Consider the following 26,975-nt stretch of genomic DNA (forward strand, 5'->3'; position numbering starts at 1 on the left):
GAGGGCACCCTCAGCGACCTGGGCCACATCGCCCACCTGGACGTTCATGCAGGATCTGCCGCAGAACCCCCGGAATGTCGACTCACGGCGTCACAATCCCCCCAAGCGTTTGTACTCGCCGCCATAACGGGCCACTATGACGCCTATGGATCGCACCGACTCCGCGACGACCTCGTCCGCCGCCACCCTCACCCAGGAAGCCCCTGCCCCCGCTCGCGTCCGCCCCTCGCGGTCGGGCAAGCCGCAGGGCCAGTGGAAGGTCGACGGCACCGCGCCGCTGAACGGCAACGAGGAGGTCAAGGCCGCCGGCAACGGCATCGACGTCCGCCAGCGGATCGAGGAGACCTACGCGCTCGAGGGCTTCGACTCCATCACCGACGACGACCTCCACGGTCGCTTCCGCTGGTGGGGCCTCTACACGCAGCGCAAGCCCGGGATCGACGGCGGGCGCACCGCGCAGCTCGACCCCACCGAGCTCGAGGACCGCTACTTCATGCTCCGCGTCCGCACCGACGGCGCGGCCCTGTCCCCCGAGGCCCTGCGCGTCCTCGGCGGCATCTCCACCGAGTTCGCCCGCGGCACCGCGGACATCTCCGATCGGCAGAACATCCAGTACCACTGGATCGACATCGAGAGCATGCCGGAGATCTGGCGGCGCCTGGAGACCGTCGGCCTCGAGACGACGACCGCCTGCGGCGACACCCCGCGCGGATTCCTCGGCAGCCCCGTCGCCGGCATCGCGGCCGACGAGATCATCGATCCGACGCCCGTGATCCAGGAGATCAAGGATCTCTATCTCGGCGATCGCGAGCTCGCGAACCTCCCCCGCAAGTTCAAGACCGCCGTCACCGGCCACCCGAGCCTCGACGTCGTGCACGAGATCAACGACATCTCGCTCGTCGGCGTCGAGCATCCCGAGCTCGGCCCGGGCTACGACCTGTGGGTCGGCGGCGCGCTCTCCACGACGCCGCGCCTCGCGGAGCGCCTGGGCGCCTTCGTCACCGAGGAGCAGGCCGCCGACGTCTGGCACGGCGTCATCCGGATCTTCCGCGACTACGGGTTCCGCCGCCTGCGCAACAAGGCCCGCCTGAAGTTCCTCCTGGCCGATTGGGGCACGGAGAAGTTCCGCGAGGTCCTCGAGACCGAGTACCTCGGCTACGCCCTCGCCGACGGTCCCGCGCCGAAGAAGGCCGTCGGCCCCGGCGACCACGTGGGCGTGCACCTGCAGAAGGACGGCCGCTACTACATCGGCGCCGCCCCCACCGTCGGCCGCGTCGGCGGCGACCTGCTCACACGGCTCGCCGACATCGTCGAGGACCTCGGCGCCGACGCCGTGCGCCTGACCGCCTTCCAGAAGCTCGTGGTGCTGGGCGTCCCGGCCGATCGCCTGGACGAGGCCGTCGAGCGCATCGAGGACCTGGGCCTGAACACGAAGCCCGGCCCCTTCCGCCGCTCGACCATGGCCTGCACCGGCATCGAGTTCTGCAAGCTGGCGATCGTGGACACGAAGAACACGGCCGTCCGCACCGTCGACGAGCTCGAGCGCCGCCTCGCCGACGTCCAGGAGCAGCTCGAGGAGCCGATCAGCCTGCACGTCAACGGCTGCCCCAACTCCTGCGCCCGCATCCAGACCGCCGACATCGGCCTCAAGGGGCAGATCATCACGACCGAGGACGGCGAACAGGTCCCCGGCTTCCAGGTGCACCTGGGAGGATCGCTGACGGGACATACTCAGGAGGAGCCTCAGCTGGGACGCACCCTCCGTCAGCACAAGGTCGCGGCCTCGGACCTCGCCGACTACGTCGAGCGGATCGTCCGCACGTTCGTCGACCGACGCGAGGACGGGGAGAGCTTCGCCGCCTGGGCGCACCGAGCCGACGACGAGGAGCTGCGATGACCACTGCGCATCACCCGACCACTCGCGGCGGGGCCGGCACGACGGCCGACGCGACGGAGGAGACTCCCGAGCAGCGGACCGCGCGCCTGCGCGCGCTGGCCGAGGAGGGCGCCGCCCTCTTCGCCCGCCTCGAGACGGAGCTCGGGCCCGAGGAGCTGGCCTCCGCCGCCTCCGCCTGGGCCGCCGAGACCTTCGGCTCGGGCCTCACGGTCGCCTGCTCCATGGCCGACGCCGTGCTGCCCGCCGTCGTCGCCGAGAAGCGGCCCGGCGTCGACGTCCTCTTCCTGGACACCGGCTACCACTTCCCCGAGACCCTCGCGACCCGCCACCGGGTCGAGAAGGAGCTCGACGTGACGATCGTCGACGTCCTCCCGGAGAGGACCGTCGCCGAGCAGGATGCCGAGTTCGGCGCGAAGCTGCACGACCGCGATCCCGCCTCCTGCTGCGGGATGCGCAAGGTCGCGCCGCTGAAGAAGGTGCTCGGCGGCTATGACGCCTGGGTGACCGGCGTGCGCCGCGACGAGGGCCCGACGCGCGCGGCGACGCCCGTGGTGACCTTCGACGAGAACTTCGGCCTGGTGAAGATCAATCCGCTGGTCTCCTGGTCCTTCGAGCGCCTCATGGACTACTCGCGGGAGCACGGCCTGCCGGAGAACCCGCTGATCCACCAGGGCTACCCGTCGATCGGCTGCGCGCCCTGCACGCTGCCCGTCGCGCCCGGCGCCGACCCGCGCTCGGGCCGCTGGGCCGGCTCGGCCAAGACCGAGTGCGGCCTCCACCCCGCCTCCGGGGGCACCGAGGCCGCACCGGCCGCGTCCGCCTCCGGCACGGAGGGCACGGACGCCGCCCCGGCGGCGCCCCGTCCCGCCGTCCTGAACCTGATCTCCGTCCGAACCGACAAGGAGGACCGATGACCGCCATCGCCCACCCCCCGCAGGAGACCCGGACCGGTGACGCCGGCTCCTCGCTCCTGGACGTCCTGGAGAGCGAGGCCATCCACATCATCCGCGAGGTGGTGGCCGAGCTCGAGCGCCCGGTGATGCTCTTCTCCGGCGGCAAGGACTCGGTGGTGATGCTGCACCTGGCGGCCAAGGCCATGTGGCCGGCGCCGGTGCCGTTCCCCGTGCTCCACGTGGACACCGGCCACAACTTCCCCGAGGTCCTCGAGTTCCGCGATCGCGCGGTCGCGGAGAAGGGCGTCGAGCTCGTCGTCGCCTCCGTGCAGGACTACATCGACGACGGCCGCCTGCAGGAGCGCACCGACGGCACTCGCAACCCGCTGCAGACGATCCCGCTCCTCGACGCCATCGAGGACGGGCGGTACAACGCGGTCTTCGGCGGCGGACGCCGCGACGAGGACAAGGCGCGCGCCAAGGAGCGCATCTTCTCCCTGCGCAACTCCTTCGGCCACTGGGATCCCAAGAACCAGCGCCCCGAGCTGTGGCACACCTACAACACGCGCCACCGCCCCGGCGAGCACGTGCGCGTCTTCCCGCTGTCGAACTGGACCGAGCTGGACGTGTGGCGCTATATCGCGCGCGAGCGGATCGAGCTGCCGTCCCTCTACTACGCGCATGAGCGCGAGGTCGTGCAGCGCGACGGCATGTGGCTGTCCACCGGCGACTGGGGCGGCCTGCGCGACGGCGAGACCGCCGAGCGCCGCGTCGTGCGGTACCGGACCGTGGGCGACATGTCCTGCACCGGCGCCGTCGAGTCGGTGGCCTATGACGTCGAGGCGGTCCTCGCCGAGGTCGCCGCGAGCACCATCACCGAGCGCGGCGCGACCCGCGCCGACGACCGCATCTCCGAGGCCGCCATGGAGGACCGCAAGAAGGAGGGCTACTTCTGATGAGCACCGCCGACATCCTCCTCGACACCGTCGGGGACCTCGAGGGCCGCACCGCCCCCACCCTGCTGCGCCTGGCCACGGCCGGCAGCGTCGACGACGGCAAGTCCACCCTGATCGGGCGGCTGCTGCACGACACGAAGTCCGTGCTCGCCGACCAGCTCGCCTCGGTCGAGGCCGCCAGCCGCCAGCGCGGCTGGAAGGGCGAGCTCGCCGATCTCGCCCTCCTGACCGACGGCCTCCGGGCCGAGCGCGAGCAGGGCATCACGATCGACGTGGCGTACCGCTACTTCGCGACCGCCGAGCGCTCCTACGTGCTCGCGGACACCCCCGGCCACGTGCAGTACACGCGCAACATGGTCACCGGCTCCTCGACGGCCGACGTCGTGATCATGCTGGTCGACGCCCGCCACGGCGTCGTCGAGCAGACCCGGCGCCACCTGGCGATCGCGGCTCTGCTGCGCGTGCCCCATGTCGTCGTCGCGCTGAACAAGATCGACCTGGTCGAGGACCCCCACGCCGTCTACGAGGACGTCCTCTCCCAGCTCTCCGGGATCGCCGAGGCGCTCTCGCTGCGGAACCTCCAGGTCGTCCCCGTCTCCGCGCTGCGCGGCGACAACGTCGTGACGCCCTCGGACGAGACCCCCTGGTACGAGGGGCCGACGCTGCTGCAGCTGCTCGAGACCCTCGAGCCCGGCCAGGACCTGCGCGAGGGCCCGTTCCGCCTCCCCGTGCAGCTGGTCATCCGCCCGCAGCAGGGCGCCCTCGACGCCGCGCACGTGGACTACCGCGGCTACGCGGGCCTGATCACCTCCGGCGCCATCGCCGTCGGGGACGAGGTCGGCGTCGCCGCCTCGGGGCGCCGCACCCGCGTCGTCGGGATCGATCGGGCCGACGTGCCGGTCGATCGGGCCGACGCCGGCCTGTCGGTCACCCTCCGGCTGGCCGACGAGCTCGACGTCTCCCGCGGCGACCTCCTCGCCGGCGGGGACCTCCCGGTGCCGACCCAGCACGCCGCCGCGGTGCTCTGCTGGCTCGCCGAGCAGCCGCTGCGCGAGGGCGCTCGCGTCCTCGTCAAGCACGGCGCCCGCACCGTGCAGGCCCGGGTCACCGCGATCCACGAGAAGCTCGACGTGACGTCCCTGGAGCGGGTGCCCGTCGAGGGCGCCGAGCTCAACGATCTGGTGCAGGTCGATCTGGCCTTCGCCGAGGCGCTCCCGCTGGAGCCCTACGGGGCCTCCCGCGAGGGCGGCTCCTTCGTGGTCATCGACCCGCAGGGCGGCGGCACCCTCGCCGCCGGCATGGTCGGCGCCGAGCTGCGCGCCTGACCGACGCCCGCCGCGCACCGCGCGCCGGACCGGCGCGCACGGCGCATGAGGCCGGGATCTCCCTCCGGGGAGGTCCCGGCCTCTCGCCGTCCCGCCCCGGGGGCCGGCGCCTCGCGGCCGGGCCCCCGAGCCTCGCGGCTCGCGCCGTCCCCGCATACCGATCGCGAAGCCGCACCCCGTGCCGAAAGTCCTGCGGAGCGCCGCATCGGCGACCTACGGTGGTGCTGTCGTCGTCCCCCGGACAAGGATGCGAGTCCCCCACCATGACCACTGCAGGACACTCTCCCCTCACCTCCCCGAGCGGCGCGGCCCTCCCCCGCGGCGCCCGCATCGTCGTGATCGGCGGCGGCATGACCGGGCACCGGGTCGCCGCCCGCCTGCGCGCGCAGGATCCCGAGGGCGACTGGAGCCTCGTCGTCGTCGGCGAGGAGCCCCAGCGGCCCTACGATCGCGTGCACCTCTCCAACTGGTTCGCCACCCGCAGCGACGAGATGCTCGAGCTCGACGCGAGCGTCTGGGAGGATCCGCGGATCACGCTGATCACCGGGGACAAGGCCGAGAGCGTGGACCGCGCCGGCCGCACCGTCACCACCCGCTCCGGCACCGTGCTCGGCTACGACCGCCTGGTGCTGGCCACCGGCTCCTGGGCCTGGGCGCCGCGCGCCGAGGGCAAGGACCTCCCCGGCACCTTCTCGTACCGCACCGTCGAGGACGTCGAGCGCCTCGCCGAATGGACCCGGCTGCGCGCCGGCGCCCTCGACCGTCCGCTGCGCGGCGTCGTCGTCGGCGGCGGCGTGCTCGGCCTCGAGGCCGCGGCGTCGCTGCAGAAGCTCGGCGTGCAGGTCACCGTCGTCGAGTTCGCGGATCGCCTGATGGCCGTCCAGCTCGACCAGGGCGGCGGCGAGATGCTGCGCCTGCTGATCCAGGACATGGGCGTGGAGGTGCGCACGGGCGTCGGCGCGACCGCCTTCCGTCCGGCCGGCGACGGTGCGATCGGGACCGCGGAGCTCACCGACGGCAGCGAGCTCGGCGCCGACGTCGTCGTGTTCTCCACCGGCATCCGTCCGCGCGATCGTCTCGCCCGCGAGGCCGGCCTCGCGATCGGCGAGCGCGGCGGCGTGGTCGTCTCCGAGGCCTGCCAGACCTCCGACCCCGACATCTGGGCGGTCGGCGAGTGCGCGTCCTACGAGGGCGTGTGCGCGGGCCTGATCGCCCCCGGCAATGACATGGCCGATGTCGTGGTGGACCGCCTGCTGGGCGGCGAGCGCACGCATCGTCGGGCGGAGGACGGCACGAAGCTGAAGGGCGTCGGCGTGGAGGCCGCGGCCTTCGGCGATGTCAATGCGATGAGCCCGGATGCCCTCGAGGTGTCCTTCGTCGACCCCGTCAACCGCAAGTACCGCAAGCTCGTCATGAGCGATGACGCGAAGACCCTGCTGGGCGGCGTCTTCGTCGGCGACATCGCGCTGTACTCGCAGCTGCGCCCGCTCACCGGGCGGACGCTCGGGGCGGACCCGTCGGCCGTGATCGCGCCCGAGGGCGCGGGAGCGATGGCGGACACCGAGCTGCCCGACGACGCGGTCGTGTGCTCGTGCAACAACGTCGACGCGGGCACCATCCGCGGCGCCGTCACGGAGCACGGGTGCCGCACGGTCGGCGAGGTCAAGGAGTGCACGACCGCGGGCACCGTCTGCGGCTCGTGCGTGCCGACGCTGACGAAGCTGCTGAACAAGGAGCTCGAGAAGAGCGGCATCGCGGTCTCGAAGGCGCTGTGCGAGCACTTCCCGATGTCCCGCGCCGAGCTGTACCGGCTGGTCAAGGACGGCGGCCAGAAGACCTTCACGGAGATCGTCGCCGCCTACGGCTCCGGCCGCGGCTGCGCGGTGTGCCGGCCGACGGTCGCCTCGATCCTCTCGACCCTGGGCTCGACCTCGGGCGAGCTGCACAGCCCGGTGGGCGAGCAGCTGGGCTCGCTGCAGGACACCAACGACCACGTCATGGCGAACATCCAGAAGAACGGCACCTACTCGGTGATCCCGCGGATGCCCGGCGGCGAGGTCACCCCCGAGCAGCTCGCGGTCGTCGCCGAGGTCGCGAAGGACTTCGGCCTGTACCTGAAGCTCAACGGCGCCCAGCGCATCGGCATGTTCGGGGCGCGTCTGGACCAGCTCCCGGAGATCTGGCGCCGGCTGATCGCGGCGGGCTTCGAGTCCGGGCATGCGTACGGCAAGTCGCTGCGCATGGTGAAGTCGTGCGTCGGCTCGACCTGGTGCCGCTTCGGCGTCCAGGACTCGACGACGATGGCCGTCGGCCTCGAGCGGCGCTACCGGGGCCTGCGCTCGCCGCACAAGCTGAAGATCGGCGTGTCGGGCTGCGCCCGCGAGTGCGCGGAGGCACGCGCGAAGGACGTCGGCGTGATCGCGACCCATCGCGGCTGGAACCTGTACGTCGGCGGCAACGGCGGCGCGCAGCCGGCGCATGCGCAACTGCTCGTCGAGGATCTGGACGACGAGACGCTGGTGCGCTGCATCGACCGCTTCCTGATGCTCTACGTGCAGGAGGCGGACCGGCTCCAGCGGACCGCCCGCTGGGTCGAGGAGCGTCCGGGCGGCATCGAGGAGCTGCGGCGCGTGATCGTCGACGACGTCCTCGGCATCGGCGACGAGCTCGAGGCGGCGATGGCCCTCCATGTCGAGACCTATGTCGACGAATGGGCGGAGACGCTCGCGGATCCCTCGCGCCTGAGCCGCTTCGTCACCTTCATCAACGCCCCCGATCAGGGCGACCCCGAGCTGTCCTTCGCGCCGTCGCGCGGGCAGGTGCGGCCGGCGGTCGCCGAGGATGCGCTGACGGACGTCGATCCCGCGCGCGTCCGTGAGCTGGCCGCGCAGGCGGCGGGCCCGATGGGCGAGAATGCAGCATCACCCGCAGCATCCGCAGGAGCGGCGGGAACCGCAGGGAAGGACCGGCGATGAACGAGGAGGACCGCATGATCGACGTGTGCGCGCTCGAGGACCTGATGCCCGAACGGGGCGCCGGGGCGATCCTGGGAGAACGCCAGGTGGCGCTGTTCCGCCTCGCCGACGGCAGCGTCCGGGCCGTGCAGCAGCACGACCCGTACTCGGCGGCGAACGTGCTCTCCCGCGGGATCGTCGGCAGCCACGGCGCGAACGCCTCCGCGGGCGCCGATGCCGACGCCGACGCGTCGACGGAGGGCGCCGTGCCGACGCTCACCTCGCCGATGTACAAGCAGGTGTGGAGCCTCGACACGGGCGAGGTGCTCGATGCCGCGGGCGGCGAGAAGCACGATCTCGCGGTCTTCGACGTCGCGATCCGGGAGGGCCGCGTGCTGGTCTCCCCGACGCCCCGTCCCGCGGTCGCCGTCGCGGCGAGCCCCGAGGTCGGCGCCTGATGGCCCCTGGCGGCGCGCCGCGCGCGGAGGACCTGTCGGAGGTCGTGCTGGAGCCCGGGGCCGTCGCCCTCGTCGGCGGCGGCCCGGGGGCGCTCGACCTGCTCACGGTGCGGGGGCTCGCGCTCCTGCAGCAGGCCGACGTCGTGGTCGTGGACCGCCTGGGTCCGGCCGGGATCGTCGATCTGCTCGGCGAGGACGTCGAGATCATCCGCGTGGGCAAGACCCCCGGGCGCCCCTCGATGCGTCAGCACGAGATCGAGGAGGTGCTCGTCGCGCAGGCCCGCGCCGGGCGGCGGGTGGTGCGGCTCAAGGGCGGGGATCCCTTCCTGCTGGGCCGCGGCGGCGAGGAGGTCCTCGCGTGCGCGGCCGCGGGCGTCCCGGTCCAGGTCGTCCCCGGGGTGACCTCGGCGATCGCCGGCCCCGCGGCCGGCGGCATCCCCGTCACCCATCGCGGCACCGCCGTCGCCGTCCACATCGTCAACGCGCACGGCGACCTCGGGCCCGCGGATCTCGCGGCGATCGCGGATCCGGGCACGACGACGGTGCTGATGATGGGCGTCGGCTGGCTCCCCCGCCTGGTCTCGCAGGCCCTGCTCAACGGCATCTCCCCCGAGGTGCCGGTCGCCGTCGTCCAGAACGCGACGATGGAGGGGCAGCGCCAGGTGCACGGGACCCTCGGGACCATCGAGCGGATCGTGCAGGAGCAGCGGATCGGCTTCCCCGCCGTGATCGTGGTGGGCCGGACCGCCGCCGACGGCTTCCTCGTCCCCCCGGAGCCGGCGGAGGAGCTGCACGGCTCGGGCCGCGAGGCGCTGCGGGAGCCCGCGCCCGCGGGTCCGACGGCCCTGGTGCCGACGACGGAGGTCACTGCCGCCGGCGAGTCCGCGGCCCGGGCGCGCGCGAGCCGCGCGGAGGCTGTCGAGGTGCAGCGCACCGCCGAGGTCCGTCGTGCCGCCGGCCCGGTGCTGGTGGGCTGCGCGCACGGCACCCGCAGCCGCGCGGGCCGCGACGTGATCCGCTCCCTGCTCATGCAGGTGCATGCCCTGCTGCCGCAGGCGGAGGTCCGCGAGGCCTACGTCGACGTGCAGTCCCCCGAGCTCGAGGAGGTCGTCCGCGAGGTCGCGCGTCCTCTCGGGGATGCCACCCGCACCCGCCGCGACGACGAGGTGGAGGCGGTCGTCGTGCCGCTCCTGCTGTCGACCGGCTACCACGTGGGCCATGACGTCGCCGCCGCGGTCGACGGCTTCAGCGCGCTCGCCGCGGCACCGCTGGGTCCGGATCCGCGGCTCGCGACGGTGATGGCGGAGCGTCTCGCCGAGGCCGGCCTCGGCCCCGACGACGCCGTGGTGATGGCCGTCGCCGGCACCCGCGAGAGCGCGGGCCAGCAGATGGCCTCGCGGATGGCCGCGCTGCTCGCCCGTGAGCTCGGGCGTGAGGTGACCACGGCGTTCATCGCCGCGGCCGCGCCGACGGTCCCCGAGGCGGTCGCCGCCGCCCGCACCGGCCTGCCCGCGGGCGGGCGGGTGGTCGTCGCCAGCTATCTGCTGGTGCCGGGCTACTTCCAGTCGGTGCTCGAGGGCGTCGGCGCCGACGCGGTGGCCGCGCCGCTCGGGGATCACCCGCTGGTCGCGGAGATCGTCGTCGACCGGTTCCGGGCCGCCGTCGGCGCCTGATCCGCCCGAGCCGGGCCGGGCGGCGTCCGCGCCGTGCCGTGCCCGGCACGCATCGCACTGCCGACGCACGACGAGGGCGGCACCCGCATCGCGGGTGCCGCCCTCGTCGTGCGTCCGTCGGCCTCACGGGATCCCGCGGGACCGACGGACCGCCAGCTCAGTCCAGCGGGCGGCGGGTCGCGCCGTAGGTCGCCGAGCGCACGAGGTGCGCGTAGACCTTGAGCGCCTGGGAGACCTGGCGGTCGCGGTTCTCGGGGCGCCACGGCAGCGGGCCCTTCTTCTCCCGACGGCGCTCGATCTCCTCATCGGGGACCTGCAGCTCCAGCAGGCGCTTGTCGACGTCCATGACGATCCGGTCGCCGTCCTCGATGAGGCCGATGAGGCCGCCCTCGGCCGCCTCCGGGGAGATGTGGCCGATGGACACGCCGCTCGTGCCGCCGGAGAAGCGGCCGTCGGTGATCAGCGCGCAGGTCTTGCCCAGGCCGCGGCCCTTGAGGAAGGACGTCGGGTAGAGCATCTCCTGCATGCCGGGGCCGCCCTGCGGGCCCTCGTAGCGGATGACGACGATGTGGCCGGCCTGCACGGTCTTGTCGAGGATCTTCTGGACCGCCTCCTCCTGGGAGTCGCAGACCACCGCGGTGCCCTCGAAGCGGAAGAGGTCCTCGGTGATGCCCGCGGTCTTGATGATCGCGCCGTCGGTGGCGAGGTTGCCCTTGAGGACGCAGAGGCCGCCGTCCTTGGTGTAGGCGTGCGGGACCGCGCGGATCACGCCGGACTCGCCATCGGTGTCGAGCTCCTTCCACATGTTCGTGGAGGAGAACGCCTGGGTGGTGCGCACGCCGCCGGGGGCCGCGTGGAAGAGGGCGTCGGCCTCCTTCGTGGGACGGCCGCCGCGGATGTCCCAGTCGGCGAGCCAGCTGGTGAGGTCCGGGGAGTGCACGGAGTGGACGGTGTGGTCCAGCAGCCCGGCCCGGTCGAGCTCGCCGAGGATCGCGGGGATGCCGCCGGCGCGATGGACGTCCTCGACATGGGCGGTGCCGTTGGGCGCCACCTTCGACAGGCACGGCACCGAACGGGAGAGCCGGTCGATGTCCTCGAGCCCGAAGTCGATCTCGCCCTCGATCGCGGAGGCGAGGATGTGCAGGACCGTGTTCGTCGATCCGCCCATGGCCACGTCCAGGCTCATCGCATTGGTGAACGCCGCCTTGGTGGCGATGTTGCGGGGCAGCACGGACTCGTCGTCCTGCTCGTAGTAGCGGCGGCAGAGGTCGACGATCGTGTGGCCGGCCCGCAGGAACAGCTCCTTGCGGAAGGCGTGCGTGGCGAGCGTGGTGCCGTTGCCCGGGAGCGACAGGCCCAGCGCCTCGGTGAGGCAGTTCATCGAGTTCGCGGTGAACATGCCCGAGCAGGACCCGCAGGTCGGGCAGGCGTTCTCCTCGATCTCGGCGAGCTGGGCGTCGGTGACGGTGTCGTCGGCCGACAGCGAGATCGCGTCGACGAGGTCGAGACGGTTCTCGGTGACGCCCTCGACCGGGTTGCCGGACTCCATCGGACCGCCCGAGACGAAGATGACGGGGATGTTCAGGCGCATGGCGGCCATGAGCATGCCCGGGGTGATCTTGTCGCAGTTCGAGATGCACACGATCGCGTCGGCGCAGTGCGCGTTGACCATGTACTCGACGCTGTCGGCGATGACGTCGCGGCTGGGCAGCGAGTACAGCATGCCGCTGTGGCCCATGGCGATGCCGTCGTCCACGGCGATGGTGTTGAACTCCTTGGCGACGCCGCCGGCCTCCTTGATCGCGCTCGCGACCAGGTCCCCCATGTTCTTGAGGTGGACGTGGCCGGGGACGAACTGCGTGAACGAGTTCGCGATCGCGATGATCGGCTTGCCGAAGTCCGAGGACTCCATGCCGGTGGCGCGCCAGAGGGCGCGGGCGCCGGCCATGTTGCGGCCGTGGGTCGAGGTGCGGGAGCGGAGCTGAGGCATGCTCCTATTAGGCCACGGCGTCAGCAAAGGCACCAAGACGGTCTCACTACTAGTGGTGAGAGTGATAGTTTTCGAGACCGCGGCAGGATGCCGGCCCCTCGCGCGCCGGTCCTGCCGGCCCCGCTGGCCTTGCCGGTCCTGCCGGTCCCCCGTTCCCGAGGAGAGCCCCCGCATGTCGATGGACGAGGCCCGCCGCAAGGAGCTCGGCGCCTTCCTGCGCACCCGCCGCAACGCCGCCCTGCGCGCCGACCACGACCTCCCGCCCGTCGGCCGCGGCCGCACCACCGGTCTGCGCCGCGAGGAGCTCGCCTTCCTCTCCGGCGTCTCCGTCACCTGGTACACCTGGCTCGAGCAGGGCCGTTCCATCAACCCCTCGCGCCAGGTCATCGACGCCGTCGCCCTGAACCTGCGGCTGACGGAGGCGGAGCACGACTACGTGCTGGGCCTCGCGGGATTCGCCCCGGCCCCGCGCCCCGTCCTCGCCGAGCCCGAGCCGGTCCCGGCGCACGTGCAGCACCTGCTCGACGCCCTGGACCCCTCCCCCTCCTTCGCCCTCGCCGCGCACTGGGACATCGCCGCCTGGAACCGCTCCTACGAGGGGCTGTTCCCCGGCGTCGCCGACGCCGACCCCACGGAGCGGAACCTGCTGCTGTTCGTCTTCACCGACCCGCGGGTGCGCGCCATGCTCCCGCATTGGGAGGTCACCAGCCGCCAGTTCCTCGCGGAGTACCGCTCGGAGGCGGGCTCCCGCGTGAGCGGCACCCAGCATGTGCGCCTGCTCCAGCATCTGCGCGCGGTCAGCCCCGAGTTCGCCGCCGTCTGGGACGCCGGCGAGGTCCGGCGCTTCGCCTCGAGGCGGCGCGAGTTCACGCACCCCGTCGTCGGCTGCCTCGCCTTCGAGCAGGTCAACCTGGTCCCCCAGGACGTGCCCGACCTGAACCTGATCACCTACCTCGCCCTCGACGAGCAGACCCGCGAGGGCGTGCGGCGGCTAGCGGACGGCTCCGGCCCGACGAGCGCCGTCGGCTCGACTGGATCCGCCGCCCAGGGTCAGTAGGCGCCGCCGGCGTCGGCGTCGACCATGTACGCCTGCGGATGGTTTTCGAGGTAGCGCACGACGACCGGCTCGTCGGAGATGAGGTAGGCGTCGGCAGGAGAGATCGGCGCGGTGAAGAAGTCGTAGGGCAGCACGTACTCGGTGCCGTCCTCGGCAGTGAAGCGCACGAAGTCGCCGTCGTAGACACCGATCGTCTCGACCCCGTGCTCGAGGATGTAGCCGCCGGTGATCGGGCTGCGGACCGTGGCATACAGGCCGAGCGCGCCGCCCGCGATCATCACCAGGGCGAGGAGCCGGTAGACCAGCGTCTGCACCCCCAGCCCGAGGCGGCGCACGGCATCGGCGGCGGTGGGCCCCTGCCCCGCCTCGGCGTGCAGGGCCCGCAGCCGCTTCTCGCCCTGCCCCATGCCGGAGGCGCGGACGAGGAGTCCCGCCAGGGCGAAGCCCACGATGAAGGTCATCACGAAGCCGTGGGTCGACGGGAAATGGGCGAGCCAGACCAGGGTGTCCAGCGAATCTCCGAGCATGGTCATCGGGCCTGGACCTCCGGCTTCTCGAGGAGCAGCGCCACCAGTCGCGGCGCACGGGGCTCGTACATCGCGAACACGGGCGAGCCCGTCTGGACCCGGGACAGCGCCTGCGGGTGCACGTAGGCGCGGGTGGTGGCGTTCCAGGGGGTCGTGCCGTCCTCGGGCGCGACCAGGAGGTCGACGTCGAGCTGCACCTGTCCGTGGCGGCGGGCGCCCGTCGGCCGCAGCGCGACGACGTTCGCCGGGGCGAGGACGCCGCGGGTGCGGGCGGCGACGAGCTCGGGCTCGATCAGACCCTGCTCGATGCGCCAGGCCACCAGCTTCTCCTGCACCTGAGGATCCTGCAGGTCGGCGAGATTGACGTTGTCCGTCGCCGCGGGGTCGTAGCGCACGGGGATCGACGCCCCCGGACGGATCTCCTGCAGCCGCTGCGCGTCGAGCAGGATACGCAGGTGCGCCAGGAACGGCTCATCCTGTGCGGGCAGGACCTCGAGGTAGAGGTGGTACTGGGCGACCTCGTTGACCGTCAGCCCCGTCGGGCTCATCTCGACGACCCTCGCCACGGCCACCTCCGTCAGGCGACGGTGCGCTCCGGGCCTCGAGGCCGACGACGGACGGCGCATGAAGTCGGCGCCGGGCGTGAACAGCAGGAATCCCCAGAGGACGCCGACGGTGACGACGACGCCGTAGCCGCCGCCCAAGCTCTCGAGGAAGGGGAGCATCGAGGTCGACTGGTCGGTGCGCGTCAGGCCCTCGTACGCCCAGAGCAGCAGCACGGCCGACGCCGCGAGGAACAGCAGTCGAGCGATCCATCGGCCCATCGGCACCTCCGTCGAACATCGAGGACACTCGGATCGTACAGTGACCGCCGCCCCTACGACGCCCCAGGTCATCGCACATGCATCGTGCGTGAGGAGCAGGCTAACCGGGCATGGACGGAACGGGAACTCCGGGGTGGGACGACGAGGCCCGGCCGCCGCATGATGCGGTGGCCGGGCCTCGAGATGCTCCGGTGCGATGCTCCGGCGCGATGCTCCGGCGCGATGCTCCGGGCGGAGCGGGATCAGCCCTCGACGCCGAGCGTCTCCAGGATGATCTCGCGGACGCGTCCGGCGTCGGCCTGCCCGCGGGTGGCCTTCATGATCGGGCCGATGAGCGCGCCGATCGCCTGCACCTTGCCGCCCTGGATCTTGGCGACCACATCGGGGTTGTCGGCGATGGCCTGCTCGACGGCCGTCGTCAGCACCGAGTCGTCGGACACCACCGCGAGGCCCTCGGCCTCGACGATCGCGGCCGGCTCGCCCGCGCCCTCGAGGACCTTCGCGAGGACCTTGCGGGCGATCTTGTCGTTGATCTTCTTGCCGTCGATCAGACCCTGCAGCTCGGCGACCTGCGCCGGCGTGACGGCCAGCGCGTCGATCTCCACCTCCTGCTCGCGGGCGGTGCGGGCGAGCTCGCCCATCCACCACTTGCGGGCCGACTGGGCGGAGGTGCCCGCCTGCACGGTCCGCTCGATGAGATCGAGCGCGCCGGCGTTGATGACGTCGCGCATCTCGAGATCGGTGAAGCCCCACTCGCCCAGCAGGCGACGGCGGCGCGCCGCCGGCAGCTCGGGCAGGCTCGCGCGGATCTCCTCGACCCATTCGCGGCTCGCCGCGACCGGCACCAGGTCCGGCTCGGGGAAGTAGCGGTAGTCCTCGGCGTCGGACTTCACGCGTCCCGAGGAGGTGTCGCCCGTGTCCTCGTGGAAGTGGCGGGTCTCCTGGATGACGGACTCCCCCGCGTCCAGGACGCCCGCCTGGCGGGAGATCTCGGAGCGGACGGTGCGCTCGATCGACCGGAACGAGTTCACGTTCTTGGTCTCCGTGCGGGTGCCCAGCGGCGCCTCCGGGGAGGGGCGCAGCGAGACGTTCACGTCGGCGCGGACGTTGCCGCGCTCCATGCGGGCCTCCGAGACGTCGAGCGCCCGGAAGATGTCGCGCAGGGTGCGGACATACGCGGCGGCGACCTCGGGGGCGCGCTTGCCGGTGCCGGGGATCGGCTTGGTGACGATCTCGACCAGCGGGACGCCTGCGCGGTTGTAGTCGACCAGCGAGTGAGTCGCGCCCTGGATGCGGCCGGTGGAGCCGCCGACGTGGGTGTTCTTGCCGGCGTCCTCCTCCATGTGCGCGCGCTCGATCTCGACGCGGACGATCTCGCCGTCCTCCAGCTCGACGTCGACCCAGCCCTCGAAGGCGATGGGCTCGTCGTACTGCGAGGTCTGGAAGTTCTTGGTGAGGTCGGGATAGAAGTACTGCTTGCGCGAGAAGCGGCAGGTCTCGGCGATCTCGCAGTTCAGCGCGAGGCCGATCTTGATCGCGGACTCGACGGCCTTGCCGTTGACGACCGGGAGGGTGCCGGGCAGGCCCAGCGACACCGGGGTGATCGCCGTGTTGGGCTCGGCGGCGAACACGTTCGGGGCGCCGTCGAACATCTTGGTGGCGGTGCCGAGCTCCACGTGGACCTCGATGCCCAGCACCGGGTCGTAGCGCTCGATCGCCTCGTCGTAGTCGACCGGGGTCACTGCGGTCATCGTGCACCTCCTGCGAGTTCGGGAGCCTTGCCCAGCAGCGGGCCGCCCCAGGAGTCCTCGAGCAGCGCCTCGAGGGCGCCGCCGACCTGGTAGAGCCGCTCGTCGCCGCGGACCGGCGCGAGGAACTGGATGCCGGCGGGCATGCCGTCCTCCGCGAGGCCCGAGGGCAGCGAGATGCCGGGCGTGCCGGCGAGGTTCGCCGGGATCGTGGCGATGTCGTTCATGTACATCGCCAGCGGGTCGTCGAGCTTCTCGCCGAGGCGGAAGGCGACGGTGGGGTTCGTCGGCGAGGCGAGCACGTCGGCCTTCTCGAAGGCGGCCGCGAAGTCCCGCTGGACGAGCGTGCGGACCTTCTGCGCGCTGCCGTAGTAGGCGTCGTAGTAGCCGGCCGAGAGGGCGTAGGTGCCCAGCAGGATGCGGCGCTTGACCTCGGCGCCGAAGCCGGCGCCGCGGGTGGCCTTCATGACGGACTCGGCGGTCGGATGGTCCTCGGGGACCACGCGGAGGCCGAAGCGCATGCCGTCGAACTTCGCGAGGTTGCTCGACGCCTCCGACGGCATGATCAGGTAGTAGGCGCCCAGCGCGTACCGGAAGTTCGGGCAGGACACGCGGACGATCTCCGCGCCCGCCTGCTCGAGCAGGGTCAGCGACTCCGTGAAGCGCGCCTGGACCTCGGGCGCGAAGCCCTCGCCCTCGAGCTCCTCGATGACGCCGATGCGCAGGCCCTTGACGTCCTTGCGGCCCGCGGCCGCGGCGTAGGCGCCGACCGGATCCGGCAGGGAGGTCGAGTCGCGGGCGTCGTGCCCGGCGATGAGCTCGTGCAGCAGCGCCGCGTCCTGGACCGTGCGGGTGCAGGGACCGGCCTGGTCGAGGGAGCTCGCCATCGCGATCAGGCCGTAGCGGGACACCGAGCCGTAGGTCGGCTTGACGCCGACGGTGCCGGTGACCGACGCGGGCTGGCGGATCGAGCCGCCGGTGTCGGTGCCGATCGCCAGGGGGGCCTCGAACGCGCCCACGGCCGCGGCCGAGCCGCCGCCGGAGCCGCCGGGGATCCGCTCGCGGTCCCACGGGTTGCGGGTCGGGCCGTAGGCGCTGGTCTCCGTCGAGGAGCCCATGGCGAACTCGTCCATGTTGGTCTTGCCGAGGATCGGCAGGCCGGCGGCGCGGAGCTTCTCCACGAGCGTCGCGTCGTACGGCGGGATCCAGCCCTCGAGGATCTTCGATCCCGCGGTGGTGGGCTGGCCCTCGGTGACGATGACGTCCTTGACGGCGACGGGGACGCCCGCGAGGGCGTGCAGCTCCTCGCCGGCGGCGCGCTTCGCGTCGACGGCGCGCGCGGACGCGAGCGCCTCGTCGGCGGAGACGTGCAGGAAGGCGTGCAGGTCGCCGTCGACGGCGGCGATGCGATCGAGGTGCGCGCGGGTCAGCTCCTCGGAGGAGACCTCCCCGGCGGCGAGCGCAGCGGCCTGGGCGGCGGCGCTGAGACGGATGGCGTCGTTCTGGGTGGGCTCGCTCATGCGGTCACTCCTCCCCCAGGATCTGCGGGACCGCGAAGCGGCCCTCCTGCGCGTCGGGAGCGGCGGCGAGCGCCTGCTCCTGCGTCAGGGTGGTGGTGACGACGTCCTCGCGGAAGACGTTCGTCATGGGGATCGGGTGGCTGGTCGCGGGGACGTCCGCGCTCGCGACCTCCGACACGGAGGCGACAGCGTCCATGATGGCGTCGAACTCGCCTGCCAGGCGGTCGACCTCCTCATCGCTGAGCTGGATCCGTGCGAGGTCGGCGAGGCGCACGACGTCGTCTCGTCCGATGGTAGGCATGCGGTCATTCTAGGCCGACGGCCCGGGCGGCCCGTCCCGGCGCCGTCCCGCGACCATCCTGTGATCGAGGCCTCAGGGGCGGACCCGGTAGCGGTACTCCCCGATCCGGTGCATGCCGAGGCGCCGGTAGAGACCGAGGGCCGCCGCGTTGCCGTCCTCGACCTCGAGCAGCGCGCGCTCGGCGCCCTGCACGGCCGCGCCGGCGAGCAGGCTGCGGCAGACCGCGGTGCCGAGGCCCTCGCGCCGATGCTCGGGATCGACGGCGATGCGGTCGAGGACGGCCGCGGAGGTGCGGCCGACGGGAACGATCGCGGCGCGGCCGACGGCGAGGGCGCGGCCGTCGGCGAGGCGCCGCTCCTCGTCCTCGAGGGCGACGTGGACCGCGGGGGTTCCCGCCATGATGTCGTGCAGGGTGGCGCGGGCGTCGGCCTCCGGGCGCGGGGCGAGGCGCCAGGCGGCCTCCTCCCAGGCCTCGCCCGGGGTCCCGACCTCGAGGCGGGCGCGGGCATCGGGGGCGGGGGTGCGCTGCGGATCCAGAGGCAGCTCGAGGACGGCGCTGAGCCCCTCGGCCGCATAGCCGCGATCGGCGAGGAGGGACTCGAGCGGCGACCAGGCGCCGTCGCCCGCCCCGTCGGCGTGCCCGTCGGCCCCGCCGACGATCTCCGGGGAGAAGATCCGGAAGATCGGGGCGTCGCCGGTGAGCGCGAGGAGCTGCTCGACGCGGTCGACGGCGGCGGCGAGCGCGGCCGGATCGGCGGGGACGTCGATCGGCACGACGGAGTTCGCGCGACGTGTGACGCCGCGGGAGCGCAGCACCGCGAAGCCGTCGACGTCCATGCGGGCGAGCGGCCGCCATCCGGCCAGCAGGGTCTCCACCAGGCGCGTCCCGCGCAGGGGCGAGGCGGCGGAGCGGGCGGGGCCGCCGCGGCGCGGCGAACGGGCGGTGCGGGGGCTGCGGCTCATGCTCGGATCGTAGCGACCGGCCAGTCCCCAGCGCGCCGGCGCGCGAGGGCACGAGGGCGCCGACGGACCGGTGCGCTGGCGCGCCCGGCCGTCCGCCGGACTACAATCCCGTACCCGGAGTGCACTGCAGACCGACCGGAAGGTGCCTGTGATGACCGTCGACCCCAGCATCGACTACGGCTCCCACGACCCGCATGACGATGACGAGCCGCTGTCCGAGAACCCGGCGATCCGGGAGGCCCAGCTCCTGGAGCGACGGATGCGCCGCGCCCTCGCCACGAAGGACGATCCGATGCACGACGACGAGTCCACCGTCGCGCGCATGCGCCGGCAGGCCGCCGAGGACGAGGCCGCCGAGGCGGATCGCGCCGCCAAGGAGCGCGAGGCCGGCCCCGGCTTCGACATCTGAGCCGTCCCGCGGAGCCGACGACCCGTCGGCCCCGCGGTCCGGGAGCCTCGCGCTCCGGGAGCCCCGCTCCGGTGCTCAGTACACGTCGCGGACGTAGCGCTTCTGACGCTTGAGCGTCGCGAGCGCCTCCTGGGCGGCCTCGGGTCCGCCGCCGTGCTCGGCGAGCACGTCCAGCAGCGCCTGCTCGACATCGCGGGCCATGCGGGAGGCGTCGCCGCAGACGTACACGTAGGCGCCGTCCTGCAGCCAGGCGTAGAGGTCCGCGGAGCTCTCGCGCATGCGCGTCTGGACGTAGACCTTCTCCTCCTGGTCGCGGGAGAAGGCGAGGTCGAGCCGGGTGAGGACCCCGCGCTCGGCGAGGTCGGCGAGCTCGTCCTCGTAGAGGTGGTCGCTCGCCCGGTGCTGGTCGCCGAAGAACAGCCAGTTCCCGCCCGTGGCGCCGGAGGCCGCGCGCTCGTGGAGGAAGCCGCGGAAGGGGGCGATGCCGGTGCCCGGTCCGATCATGATCACCGGGGCCGACGGATCCTCCGGGACGCTGAAGGAGGCGTTGGGCTGCAGGAAGATCCCCAGCTCCTCCTCGGCGCCGAGCCGGTCGGCGAGGTGGGTGGAGCACACTCCCCCGCGCTCGCGGTCCTCGCCGTGGCGGACGGAGGCGACCGTGAGGTGGATGCGGCCGGGGCTGCTGAGCGGGCTCGAGGAGATCGAGTAGGACCGCGGCTGGAGCGGCCGCAGCAGCCCCAGCAGCTCGGCGGCGCCGATCGCCGGGGTCGGGCAGATCCGCAGCACGTCCAGCAGGTCCTTGCCCCACAGCCAGGCGTCCAGCCCGCTCGCGTCCTCGCTCGCGAGCAGCGTCGCGAGCTCCCCGTCCGGCTGCTCGGCCGCGAGATGCGCGAGCAGATCCCGGCCGGGGGTGCGGATCTCGCGAGAGAGCAGGAGCGCCTCCTCGAGGCTCGTGCCGTCGATCTCCTGGCGGCCGTCGAGGGCGAGCTCGCTCAGCAGCGCGGCGACCAGCGCGGGATCGTTGCGGGGCACGACGGCGAGGGCGTCGCCGGCGGTGTACGCGATGCCGCTGTCGCCGAGGTCGATCTCGTAGTGGCGGATCTCCTTGGCGCTGCCGGGCCCGGACAGCAGGCGGTTCTCCACGAGCCGCGCCGGGTACGGGGTCTTCCGGGTCCACCGCGAGCGGGGACGCGGTGCGGCCCCGGGGGTCTCGACGGGGACGGGGGCGACGGGCGCGGCCGGGGCCATCGCCGAGATCAGAGCGCTGACCTCCTCGGACCAGGCGGCGGCGGGCTCCTCGAAGTCGACATCGCAGTCGACGCGCGGCGCGATGCGGGTGCCGCCGAGCTCGGCGAGGCGCTCGTCGAGCATCCGGCCGGCCTGGCAGAAGCCGTCGTAGCCGCTGTCGCCGAGGGCGAGGACCGCGTACTGCAGCCCGTCGAGGCGGGCGGCGTCGGCGGCGGAGAGCTCGTCCCACAGCAGGCCCGCGCCGTCGGGCATCTCGCCCTCGCCGTAGGTGGAGGTGAACACGACGACGTGGCTGGCGCCGGCGAGGCCGGCGAGGCCGGCGTCGTCGAGCTCGCGGACGCGGGCGCCGAGGCCCGCGCCGCCGAGGGAGGCGGCGAACTGCTCGGCGAGGTCGGCGCTGTTGCCGGTCTGGCTGCCGTAGAGGACGTCGACCGTCAGGGTCGCGCCGGTCGACTGCGCGGTCTCGGCGCGGCCGGCGTCGATCCCGGCGAGATAGCCCTCGAGCCAGGCCCGCTGGACGTCGCTGAAGGGGGCGAGGGAGAACAGGGGCGTGCTCACGCGTCCACCTCCTGCTGGCTCTCGCGCCAGCTGCGCACGAGGTCCTCGAGCGAGGCGTCGGCGAGCGCGCGGTCGAAGCGGGAGGGGTCGATCCGCTCGGCGTTGCGGCGCTCCTGGTCGGCGATCCAGGCGCGGGTCCCGGGGGCGTCGATGTCGCGGACGTTGCGCTCCTCGAGCGAGGTGCGGTAGTCGGCGAGGCGCTTGGCGGAGATGAGGGTGGCGAGCTCGAGCTCGTCCAGCCCGTCGAGCGCGGAGCGCAGGTGCTTGGCGACCTTCTGCATGACGAAGAAGTCCTCCGTGAGGATCAGGCGATGGGCGGCGGACTCGAGGGCCGCGCCGCCGTCGCGGGCGAGGTCCTGGGCGAGGGACGGGGTGCGGTCCCGGGCGATGTCGCGGGCGCTGGTGATCACCGCAGAGGCGGCCAGCAGGGCGACGCGGTCGGCGAGGCCGGAGGCTCCGGCACCGGGGGCGCGGCCCTCGGCGACGAGACCGCCGTGGCGGAGGGTCCCCTTGAGGGCCCGCAGCCGGTCGCCGGCGAGCGAGGTCACGAGCTCCTCCTGGAGCTCCTTGCGGGTGGCCGCGGCGAGGATCCGCTCGGCGTCCTGCGAGAGCAGGAGCGCGCGGGGCATGCCGCAGTACAGGTGGGTGCGGGTGGTCTCCCAGTCGGCGAGCAGGGCCTCGGCGCGGGCGGAGCCGGTGGCCTCGTGGTGCCACAGGAGCAGCTGCTTGGCGGCGTCCTCGTGGTAGGCGGCGTCGCCGGCCTCGCTGAGGCGGATGATCAGCAGCGAATCGTGGCTGACCTTGCCCTCGAGCTCGCCCTCGGGGTCGTACTGGTAGAGGAAGCCGCCGCTCATGCCGTTGCCGAGGCCCTTGCCGAAGGTGCCGATGTTCAGCACGGCGCCGTTGGTCATGTACTCGCAGCCGAACTCGCCGAAGCCCTCGACCACGGCGGTCGCCCCGGAGTTGCGGACGGCGAAGCGGTCGCCCGCCTCGCCCTCGACGAAGAGGCGTCCGCCGGTCGCGCCGAACAGGGCGAAGTTGCCGATCAGCACGTTGCCGCCGCGGACGGAGGAGCCTCCGCCGGGGGTGCGCACGATGATCCGGCCGCCGCTCTGGCTCTTGCCGACGCCGTCGTTCGCGACGCCCGTGTGCTCCAGGCGCAGACCGTCGTTGCAGAAGGCGCCGAAGGACTGGCCGGCGGCGCCGGTGGAGCGGATCGTCAGCGCATCGTCGACCAGGCGCGCACGACCGCGGTCGTCGCGGAGGACGGAGGGCAGCGCGTCGACGTCGGCGGCGTCCAGCTGGTGGTTCAGCAGGCGCTCGATGTCGATCGAGAGCTGGCCGCCGACGGACTTGCTGCGGTTGCCGAGCGCGACGTCCTCGATCACGAGGGAGGCGGCGCGCTGCTCGACGAGGGCGTCGCGCACCCGCTCCAGCAGCGAGTCGTCCAGGGCGAAGTCCTTCTCGAGGTAGACCGGATCGGCGACGTGCTTCTCGACGACGCGCTCGAGCATGGCCCGCACGTCGAGGCGGCCGACGCTCGCGGGATGGTCCAGCAGCTGCAGCAGGTCGCTGCGGCCGCGGGCCTCGCGCAGGCTGCGCAGGCCGAGCGAGGCGAGGATGCCGCGCACGTCGTGGGCGATGTTCAGCAGGTACTGCGCGAGCGCCCGCGGGTCGCCGTCGAAGGCCTCCGGGTTGGTGGTCAGGCCCGCGGGGCACTTGATGTTGCAGTTCTTCGCCATCACGCAGCGGAGCATCATCAGCGCGGTGGTGCCGAACTCGAAGCTCTCGCCGCCCAGCAGCGCGGAGACGACGACGTCGCGCCCGGTCTGGTGGGCGCCCGAGCAGCGCAGCACGACCTTGTCGCGCAGGCCGTTGACCAGCAGCGCCTGGTGGACCTCGGCGATGCCGATCTCGGCGGAGCGGCCCGCGTACTTCAGGCTGGTCACGGCCGCGGCGCCCGTGCCGCCGGTGTTGCCGGCGACGTTGATGACGTCGGCCCCGGCCTTGGCGACGCCGACGGCGATGGTGCCGATGCCCTCGGAGGACACGAGCTTCACGATCACGCGGACGCGAGCGGCCTTGCAGTCGTGGATCAGCTGAGCGAGGTCCTCGATGGAGTAGGTGTCGTGGTGCGGCGGCGGGGAGATCAGCTCGACGCCGGGGGTGCCGCCGCGGGCGGCGGCGATGTCGACGGTCACCTTCGGGGCGGGCAGCTGGCCGCCCTCGCCGGGCTTCGCGCCCTGGCCGATCTTGATCTCGAGCTCCTGGAGCTGGGGATCGGCGAGGTAGCCGGCCCAGATGCCGAAGCGGCCGGAGGCGAACTGCTTGATGCGGGATCCGCGGATGGTGCCGTAGCGGGTGCGGTGCTCGCCGCCCTCGCCGCAGTTGGACATGCCGCCGACCATGTTGGTGCCGTGGGCGACGGCCTCGTGGGCGGTCGCGACGAGGGCGCCGTGGCTCATGGCGCCGGAGGCGAGGGTGCGGGTGATCTCGTGCGCGGGCTGGACCGCGTCCAGGGCGATGGACTCGGGGGCGCCCTCGAGCAGGTCGAGGAGGTCGCGGGCACGGCCGCGGCCGACGACGGAGAGCCTCTGCGGTCCGACCTCGAGGTCGGAGATCTCGCCGGGGAAGCTGCTGGCGAGATAGTCCCCGAGGGCCTCGTGGCGGGCGGCGTCGCCGTCCGCGAGCGCGAGCAGCGTGCGCTCGCCCTCGCGGACGACGCGCAGGCCGCGCACAGTGATCGAGGCGTTGCCGGCGAGGGAGAAGCCGTCCAGGCGGGCGGCGAAGTCCTCGGCGGTGCGGGCCTCGCGCAGGTCCGGCGGGAGGGAGAGCACGTCGCGCAGCGCCGAGGGGCGCTGGTCGCGCTCGGCGACGGTGGCGTCCACGAACTCGCGGTAGCCGCGGGTGATCTCGAACTCGTCGATCTCCGCGTCGGTCAGCTCGCCGAAGCCGGCGTGGCGGTAGGCGCCGTCGTCGAGGCCGAAGGCGCCCTCGAGCTGGCCGAGGGTGAGCATGCGCAGGCCCTCGGCGTCGTCGTCGGCCTGCGGGAGCGCGAGCGGCTCGTCGGTCATGGTGCCGAAGCCGCGCACGGCGGTGACGCCGAAGGAGTGGCCGGCGCCCTCCGAGCGCTCCTTGAACAGTCCGATGAGGGGGACGTCCTTCTCCTCGAGCACGGACAGCGCGCGCTCGTGCCACTGGGCGGCGGCGAGCGCGATGCGGTCGAAGCCGACGCCGCCGACGGGCGCGTCCAGGTGCGGGAAGCAGCGGGCGAGGACGGGGTCGCGGGTGTCGAGGTAGTTGGGCTCGAAGAACTCGCCGCCGATGTAGCTCTCGACGGTGCACAGCCCGACGCGGCCCATCGTCTTGCCGAGCGACTTCAGGGCGGCCTTGCGGAAGCGGTCCGCCGCCCGGTCGGCCTCGGTCTGGTCCTCGGCGGCGACGGTCGGGGCCGGATGCTTCTGCTCCGCGCGCAGACGGGCGCTGAGGCTGTAGACGGCGCTGGCGCCGAAGCCGAGGGCGGAGGCCACGTGATGGGAGCTGGGCAGCTGGCCGCTCTCCGCGACGAGGGAGACGCGCAGGCGCAGGCCGGCGTCGATCAGCCGACGGTTCACGGCGGCGAGGGCGAGCAGCAGCGGCAGCGGCGCGCGGCGGGAGTCGACGGCGCGGTCGCTGAGGACGGCGATGCCGCCCTCGGCGCGGGCGAACTCCTCGACCGCGTCGCAGAGCCCGTCGAGGGCCGCGAGCATGCTGCGGGCGTTGCGGGCGGCATCCTGCGGGAGGGGCTCGAAGAGCATGTCGAACCGCTGCAGCGGGGTCGCGGTCTGTTCGCGCAGGCGCACCATGTCCAGGTGGGAGAGGATCGGCGAGTCCACGACGATCTGGCGGGCGTCCTGGGAGGCGGGGTCTCCGTGGCCGTCGGGCTTGGCGCCGAGGGCGACGCGGAAGCTCATGCCGTCGGCCTCGCGGATCGAGTCCAGCGGCGGGTTCGTGACCTGGGCGAAGCGCTGCGAGAAGTACTTCGCCATGCCGCCCTCCTGGTCGGAGAGCGCGTTGATCGCGTTCCCGTAGCCCATGGCGGAGATGCGCTCGGCGCCGGTGGCGAGCATCGGGTCGAGCATGAACCGGAAGCTCTCCTGGTTCAGCGAGTACGCGACGAAGCGGCCGTCGACGGTGAGGTCGCCGTCGTAGCCCAGGGTGCTGCGGCCCCGCTGGACGTCCTCGACGTCGATCTCGTCGATGCGCACGCGGGCGCGGCGGACGAGGGCGGCGTAGTCGCGGCGCGCGGCGAGCATCTCGAGCACCTCGCGGGTCCCGCGGATCTCCCCGGTGCGGTGGTCGAGGACGAGCATGCCGCCGGCCTCGATGCGTCCGCGGGAGACGACCTCCTCGGCGGGGACGCTGAGCTGCCCGGCCTCGGAGGAGACCATGAGGTAGTCCTCGGTCTCGATGGTGCGCAGGGGCCGCAGGCCGAGCCGGTCCAGGCGGGCGCCGACGACGTCGCCGTCGGAGAAGATCACGGCGGCCGGCCCGTCGTTCTTCTCCTCGTAGAGGGAGAAGCACTCGAGCATGTCGCGCACGTCCTGCGGGAGGGTCTCGTCGTTCTCCCAGGCCGGCGGCATGAGGGAGACGACGGCCTCGACGATGTCCAGGCCGTCGTCGAGGACGCGGCCGTGCAGGGTCTGGTCCAGGCGGCTCGAGTCCGACTGGCCGGGCGGGCGCACGATGCTGCGCGAGCGGGCCCGGGCGACGGTCTCGTCGGTCAGGCGGTTCTTCCGGTCGGTGTTCAGCTCGCCGTTGTGGGCCATCATCCGGAAGGGCTGCGCCATCGTCGGATGCGGCTCGGTGTTCGTGGAGAAGCGCGTGTGGAAGTACAGGGTCCGCACCGAATGGCGGGGATCGACGAGATCCTCGAAGAACGGGATGACCTCGCCGGAGTTCAGGCGTCCCTTGAGGACCTGGGTGCGGGTCGAGAGCGAGAGCGGGTACAGGCCCGCCAGCGCGGGCTCGGCGTAGGCCTCGGCCTCGATCGCGAGCAGCGCGGCGTAGGCGGCGCGGTCGGCGCCGGCGCGGTCCATCGCCTCGTCGGCCTCGAAGATCCACTGGCGGATCGGCAGCTGGTGCGCGACCGCCGCGGGGCGCAGGACGGAGAGGTCCACGGGCACCTCGCGGGCCAGCAGGATGCGCAGCCCGGCTTCCCGCAGGGAGCGCTCGACGAGCTCGACGGCGGCACCCTCCTGGGTGGCGTCGTCGGGGAGGAAGAGGTTCGCGACGCCGAAGCGCCCCGGCTCGAGGGGACGGCCGACGAGGGCGGAGAAGAACTCGGCGGAGAGGTCGATGTTGACGCCGGCGCCGTCGCCGACGCCCTCGGCGGACATGCCGCCGCGGTGAGGGATGACGCAGAGGGCCTCGTCGCCGCGCCGGATGACGTCGTGGCTCGGGATGCCGTCCTTGCGGGCGATGAACCCGACGCCGCAGGCGCTGTGCTCTGCGGCGGGGTCGTACAGCCCGGTTCCCGTGCGATGGGTGCGTGCCATGGCTCCTCCAGGTCCACCGCGCTCGGTCCGTCCCGACGACGGAGGCGGTGGATCCGGAGCCAGGAGCCCTCACCGCGATGTCAGAGCTGACTGAACGTACGGCCGTGATCCCCTGGAGGAGGAGCCGCGTCCGGAAT

General features: G+C 73.0%; 17 protein-coding genes and 1 pseudogene. 9 read left to right on the top strand and 9 right to left on the bottom strand.

Going from position 1 to position 26,975, the window contains the following annotated elements:
• The first annotated feature begins 145 nt into the window (after nt 1-145).
• The 7 genes and pseudogenes from ACXET9_RS06625 to cobA all read left to right on the top strand — a co-directional run bounded on the left by ACXET9_RS06625 (nt 146) and on the right by cobA (nt 10,156).
• Nucleotides 146-1,897, top strand: coding sequence for a nitrite/sulfite reductase (locus ACXET9_RS06625; protein ID WP_457885701.1), 1,752 nt, complete (start codon nt 146-148; stop codon nt 1,895-1,897).
• Nucleotides 1,894-2,676: pseudogene (locus ACXET9_RS06630) on the top strand (phosphoadenylyl-sulfate reductase); the annotation flags it as partial. The gene ACXET9_RS06625 and the pseudogene ACXET9_RS06630, both read left to right, overlap by 4 nt.
• Nucleotides 2,677-2,807: 131 nt before the next feature.
• On the top strand, nt 2,808-3,746 hold the full coding sequence (gene cysD, locus ACXET9_RS06635; protein WP_457885702.1) for a sulfate adenylyltransferase subunit CysD: 939 nt from the start codon (nt 2,808-2,810) through the stop codon (nt 3,744-3,746).
• Nucleotides 3,746-5,071 (top strand): sulfate adenylyltransferase subunit 1, encoded by a 1,326-nt coding sequence (locus tag ACXET9_RS06640; protein ID WP_457885703.1) that lies wholly within the window; start codon nt 3,746-3,748, stop codon nt 5,069-5,071. Before cysD ends, ACXET9_RS06640 begins: the two co-directional genes overlap by 1 nt.
• Nucleotides 5,072-5,334: 263 nt before the next feature.
• Nucleotides 5,335-8,046 (top strand): nitrite reductase large subunit NirB, encoded by a 2,712-nt coding sequence (gene nirB / locus ACXET9_RS06645; protein WP_457885704.1) that lies wholly within the window; start codon nt 5,335-5,337, stop codon nt 8,044-8,046.
• Nucleotides 8,043-8,483, top strand: a complete 441-nt coding sequence (locus ACXET9_RS06650) for a nitrite reductase (NAD(P)H) small subunit (protein WP_457885705.1) — start codon at nt 8,043-8,045, stop codon at nt 8,481-8,483. The genes nirB and ACXET9_RS06650 overlap by 4 nt, the downstream gene beginning before the upstream one ends.
• Nucleotides 8,483-10,156, top strand: a complete 1,674-nt coding sequence (gene cobA, locus ACXET9_RS06655) for a uroporphyrinogen-III C-methyltransferase (RefSeq protein WP_457885706.1) — start codon at nt 8,483-8,485, stop codon at nt 10,154-10,156. Before ACXET9_RS06650 ends, cobA begins: the two co-directional genes overlap by 1 nt.
• A gap of 157 nt (nt 10,157-10,313) precedes the next feature.
• On the opposite strand, the gene ilvD is transcribed toward cobA, so the two are convergent.
• Nucleotides 10,314-12,146, bottom strand: coding sequence for a dihydroxy-acid dehydratase (gene ilvD / locus ACXET9_RS06660; RefSeq protein ID WP_457885707.1), 1,833 nt, complete (start codon nt 12,144-12,146; stop codon nt 10,314-10,316).
• A gap of 172 nt (nt 12,147-12,318) precedes the next feature.
• On the opposite strand from ilvD, the gene ACXET9_RS06665 reads away from it, so the two are divergent.
• Complete coding sequence (locus tag ACXET9_RS06665) at nt 12,319-13,203, top strand: helix-turn-helix transcriptional regulator (RefSeq protein WP_457885708.1); 885 nt, start codon at nt 12,319-12,321, stop codon at nt 13,201-13,203.
• Here ACXET9_RS06665 and ACXET9_RS06670 read toward each other — a convergent pair.
• From ACXET9_RS06670 to ACXET9_RS06695, 6 genes are all read right to left on the bottom strand, one after another.
• The gene (locus tag ACXET9_RS06670) at nt 13,197-13,736 is read right to left on the bottom strand and encodes a hypothetical protein (RefSeq protein ID WP_457885709.1); all 540 of its coding nucleotides are present in this window, start codon (nt 13,734-13,736) and stop codon (nt 13,197-13,199) included. The genes ACXET9_RS06665 and ACXET9_RS06670 overlap by 7 nt on opposite strands.
• Nucleotides 13,733-14,554, bottom strand: a complete 822-nt coding sequence (locus tag ACXET9_RS06675) for a hypothetical protein (protein ID WP_457885710.1) — start codon at nt 14,552-14,554, stop codon at nt 13,733-13,735. Before ACXET9_RS06675 ends, ACXET9_RS06670 begins: the two co-directional genes overlap by 4 nt.
• 242 nt (nt 14,555-14,796) lie before the next feature.
• Complete coding sequence (gatB, locus tag ACXET9_RS06680; RefSeq protein WP_457885711.1) at nt 14,797-16,305, bottom strand: Asp-tRNA(Asn)/Glu-tRNA(Gln) amidotransferase subunit GatB; 1,509 nt, start codon at nt 16,303-16,305, stop codon at nt 14,797-14,799.
• Entirely contained in the window at nt 16,302-17,822 is a 1,521-nt protein-coding gene (gatA, locus tag ACXET9_RS06685; RefSeq protein ID WP_457885712.1) for an Asp-tRNA(Asn)/Glu-tRNA(Gln) amidotransferase subunit GatA, read from the bottom strand. The genes gatB and gatA overlap by 4 nt, the downstream gene beginning before the upstream one ends.
• A gap of 4 nt (nt 17,823-17,826) precedes the next feature.
• Nucleotides 17,827-18,123 carry an Asp-tRNA(Asn)/Glu-tRNA(Gln) amidotransferase subunit GatC gene (gatC, locus tag ACXET9_RS06690; RefSeq protein ID WP_457885713.1) on the bottom strand — a complete coding sequence of 99 codons (297 nt, stop codon included), beginning with the start codon at nt 18,121-18,123 and terminating at the stop codon, nt 17,827-17,829.
• A 72-nt stretch (nt 18,124-18,195) separates the two neighbouring features.
• A complete protein-coding gene (locus ACXET9_RS06695) occupies nt 18,196-19,086 on the bottom strand; it encodes a GNAT family N-acetyltransferase (RefSeq protein ID WP_457885714.1) in 891 nt (296 codons plus the stop codon).
• Nucleotides 19,087-19,237: 151 nt separating this feature from the next.
• On the opposite strand from ACXET9_RS06695, the gene ACXET9_RS06700 reads away from it, so the two are divergent.
• Nucleotides 19,238-19,495 (top strand): hypothetical protein, encoded by a 258-nt coding sequence (locus tag ACXET9_RS06700; protein ID WP_457885715.1) that lies wholly within the window; start codon nt 19,238-19,240, stop codon nt 19,493-19,495.
• Between the two features lie 75 nt (nt 19,496-19,570).
• Here the strand turns inward: ACXET9_RS06700 and ACXET9_RS06705 are convergent, their stop codons facing one another.
• A complete protein-coding gene (locus tag ACXET9_RS06705; RefSeq protein WP_457885716.1) occupies nt 19,571-21,301 on the bottom strand; it encodes a diflavin oxidoreductase in 1,731 nt (576 codons plus the stop codon).
• Nucleotides 21,298-26,838, bottom strand: coding sequence for a glutamate synthase-related protein (locus ACXET9_RS06710; RefSeq protein WP_457885717.1), 5,541 nt, complete (start codon nt 26,836-26,838; stop codon nt 21,298-21,300). The genes ACXET9_RS06705 and ACXET9_RS06710 overlap by 4 nt, the downstream gene beginning before the upstream one ends.
• Nucleotides 26,839-26,975: the final 137 nt, after the last annotated feature.

Source organism: Brachybacterium netajii (SeqCode), from assembly GCF_054114245.1.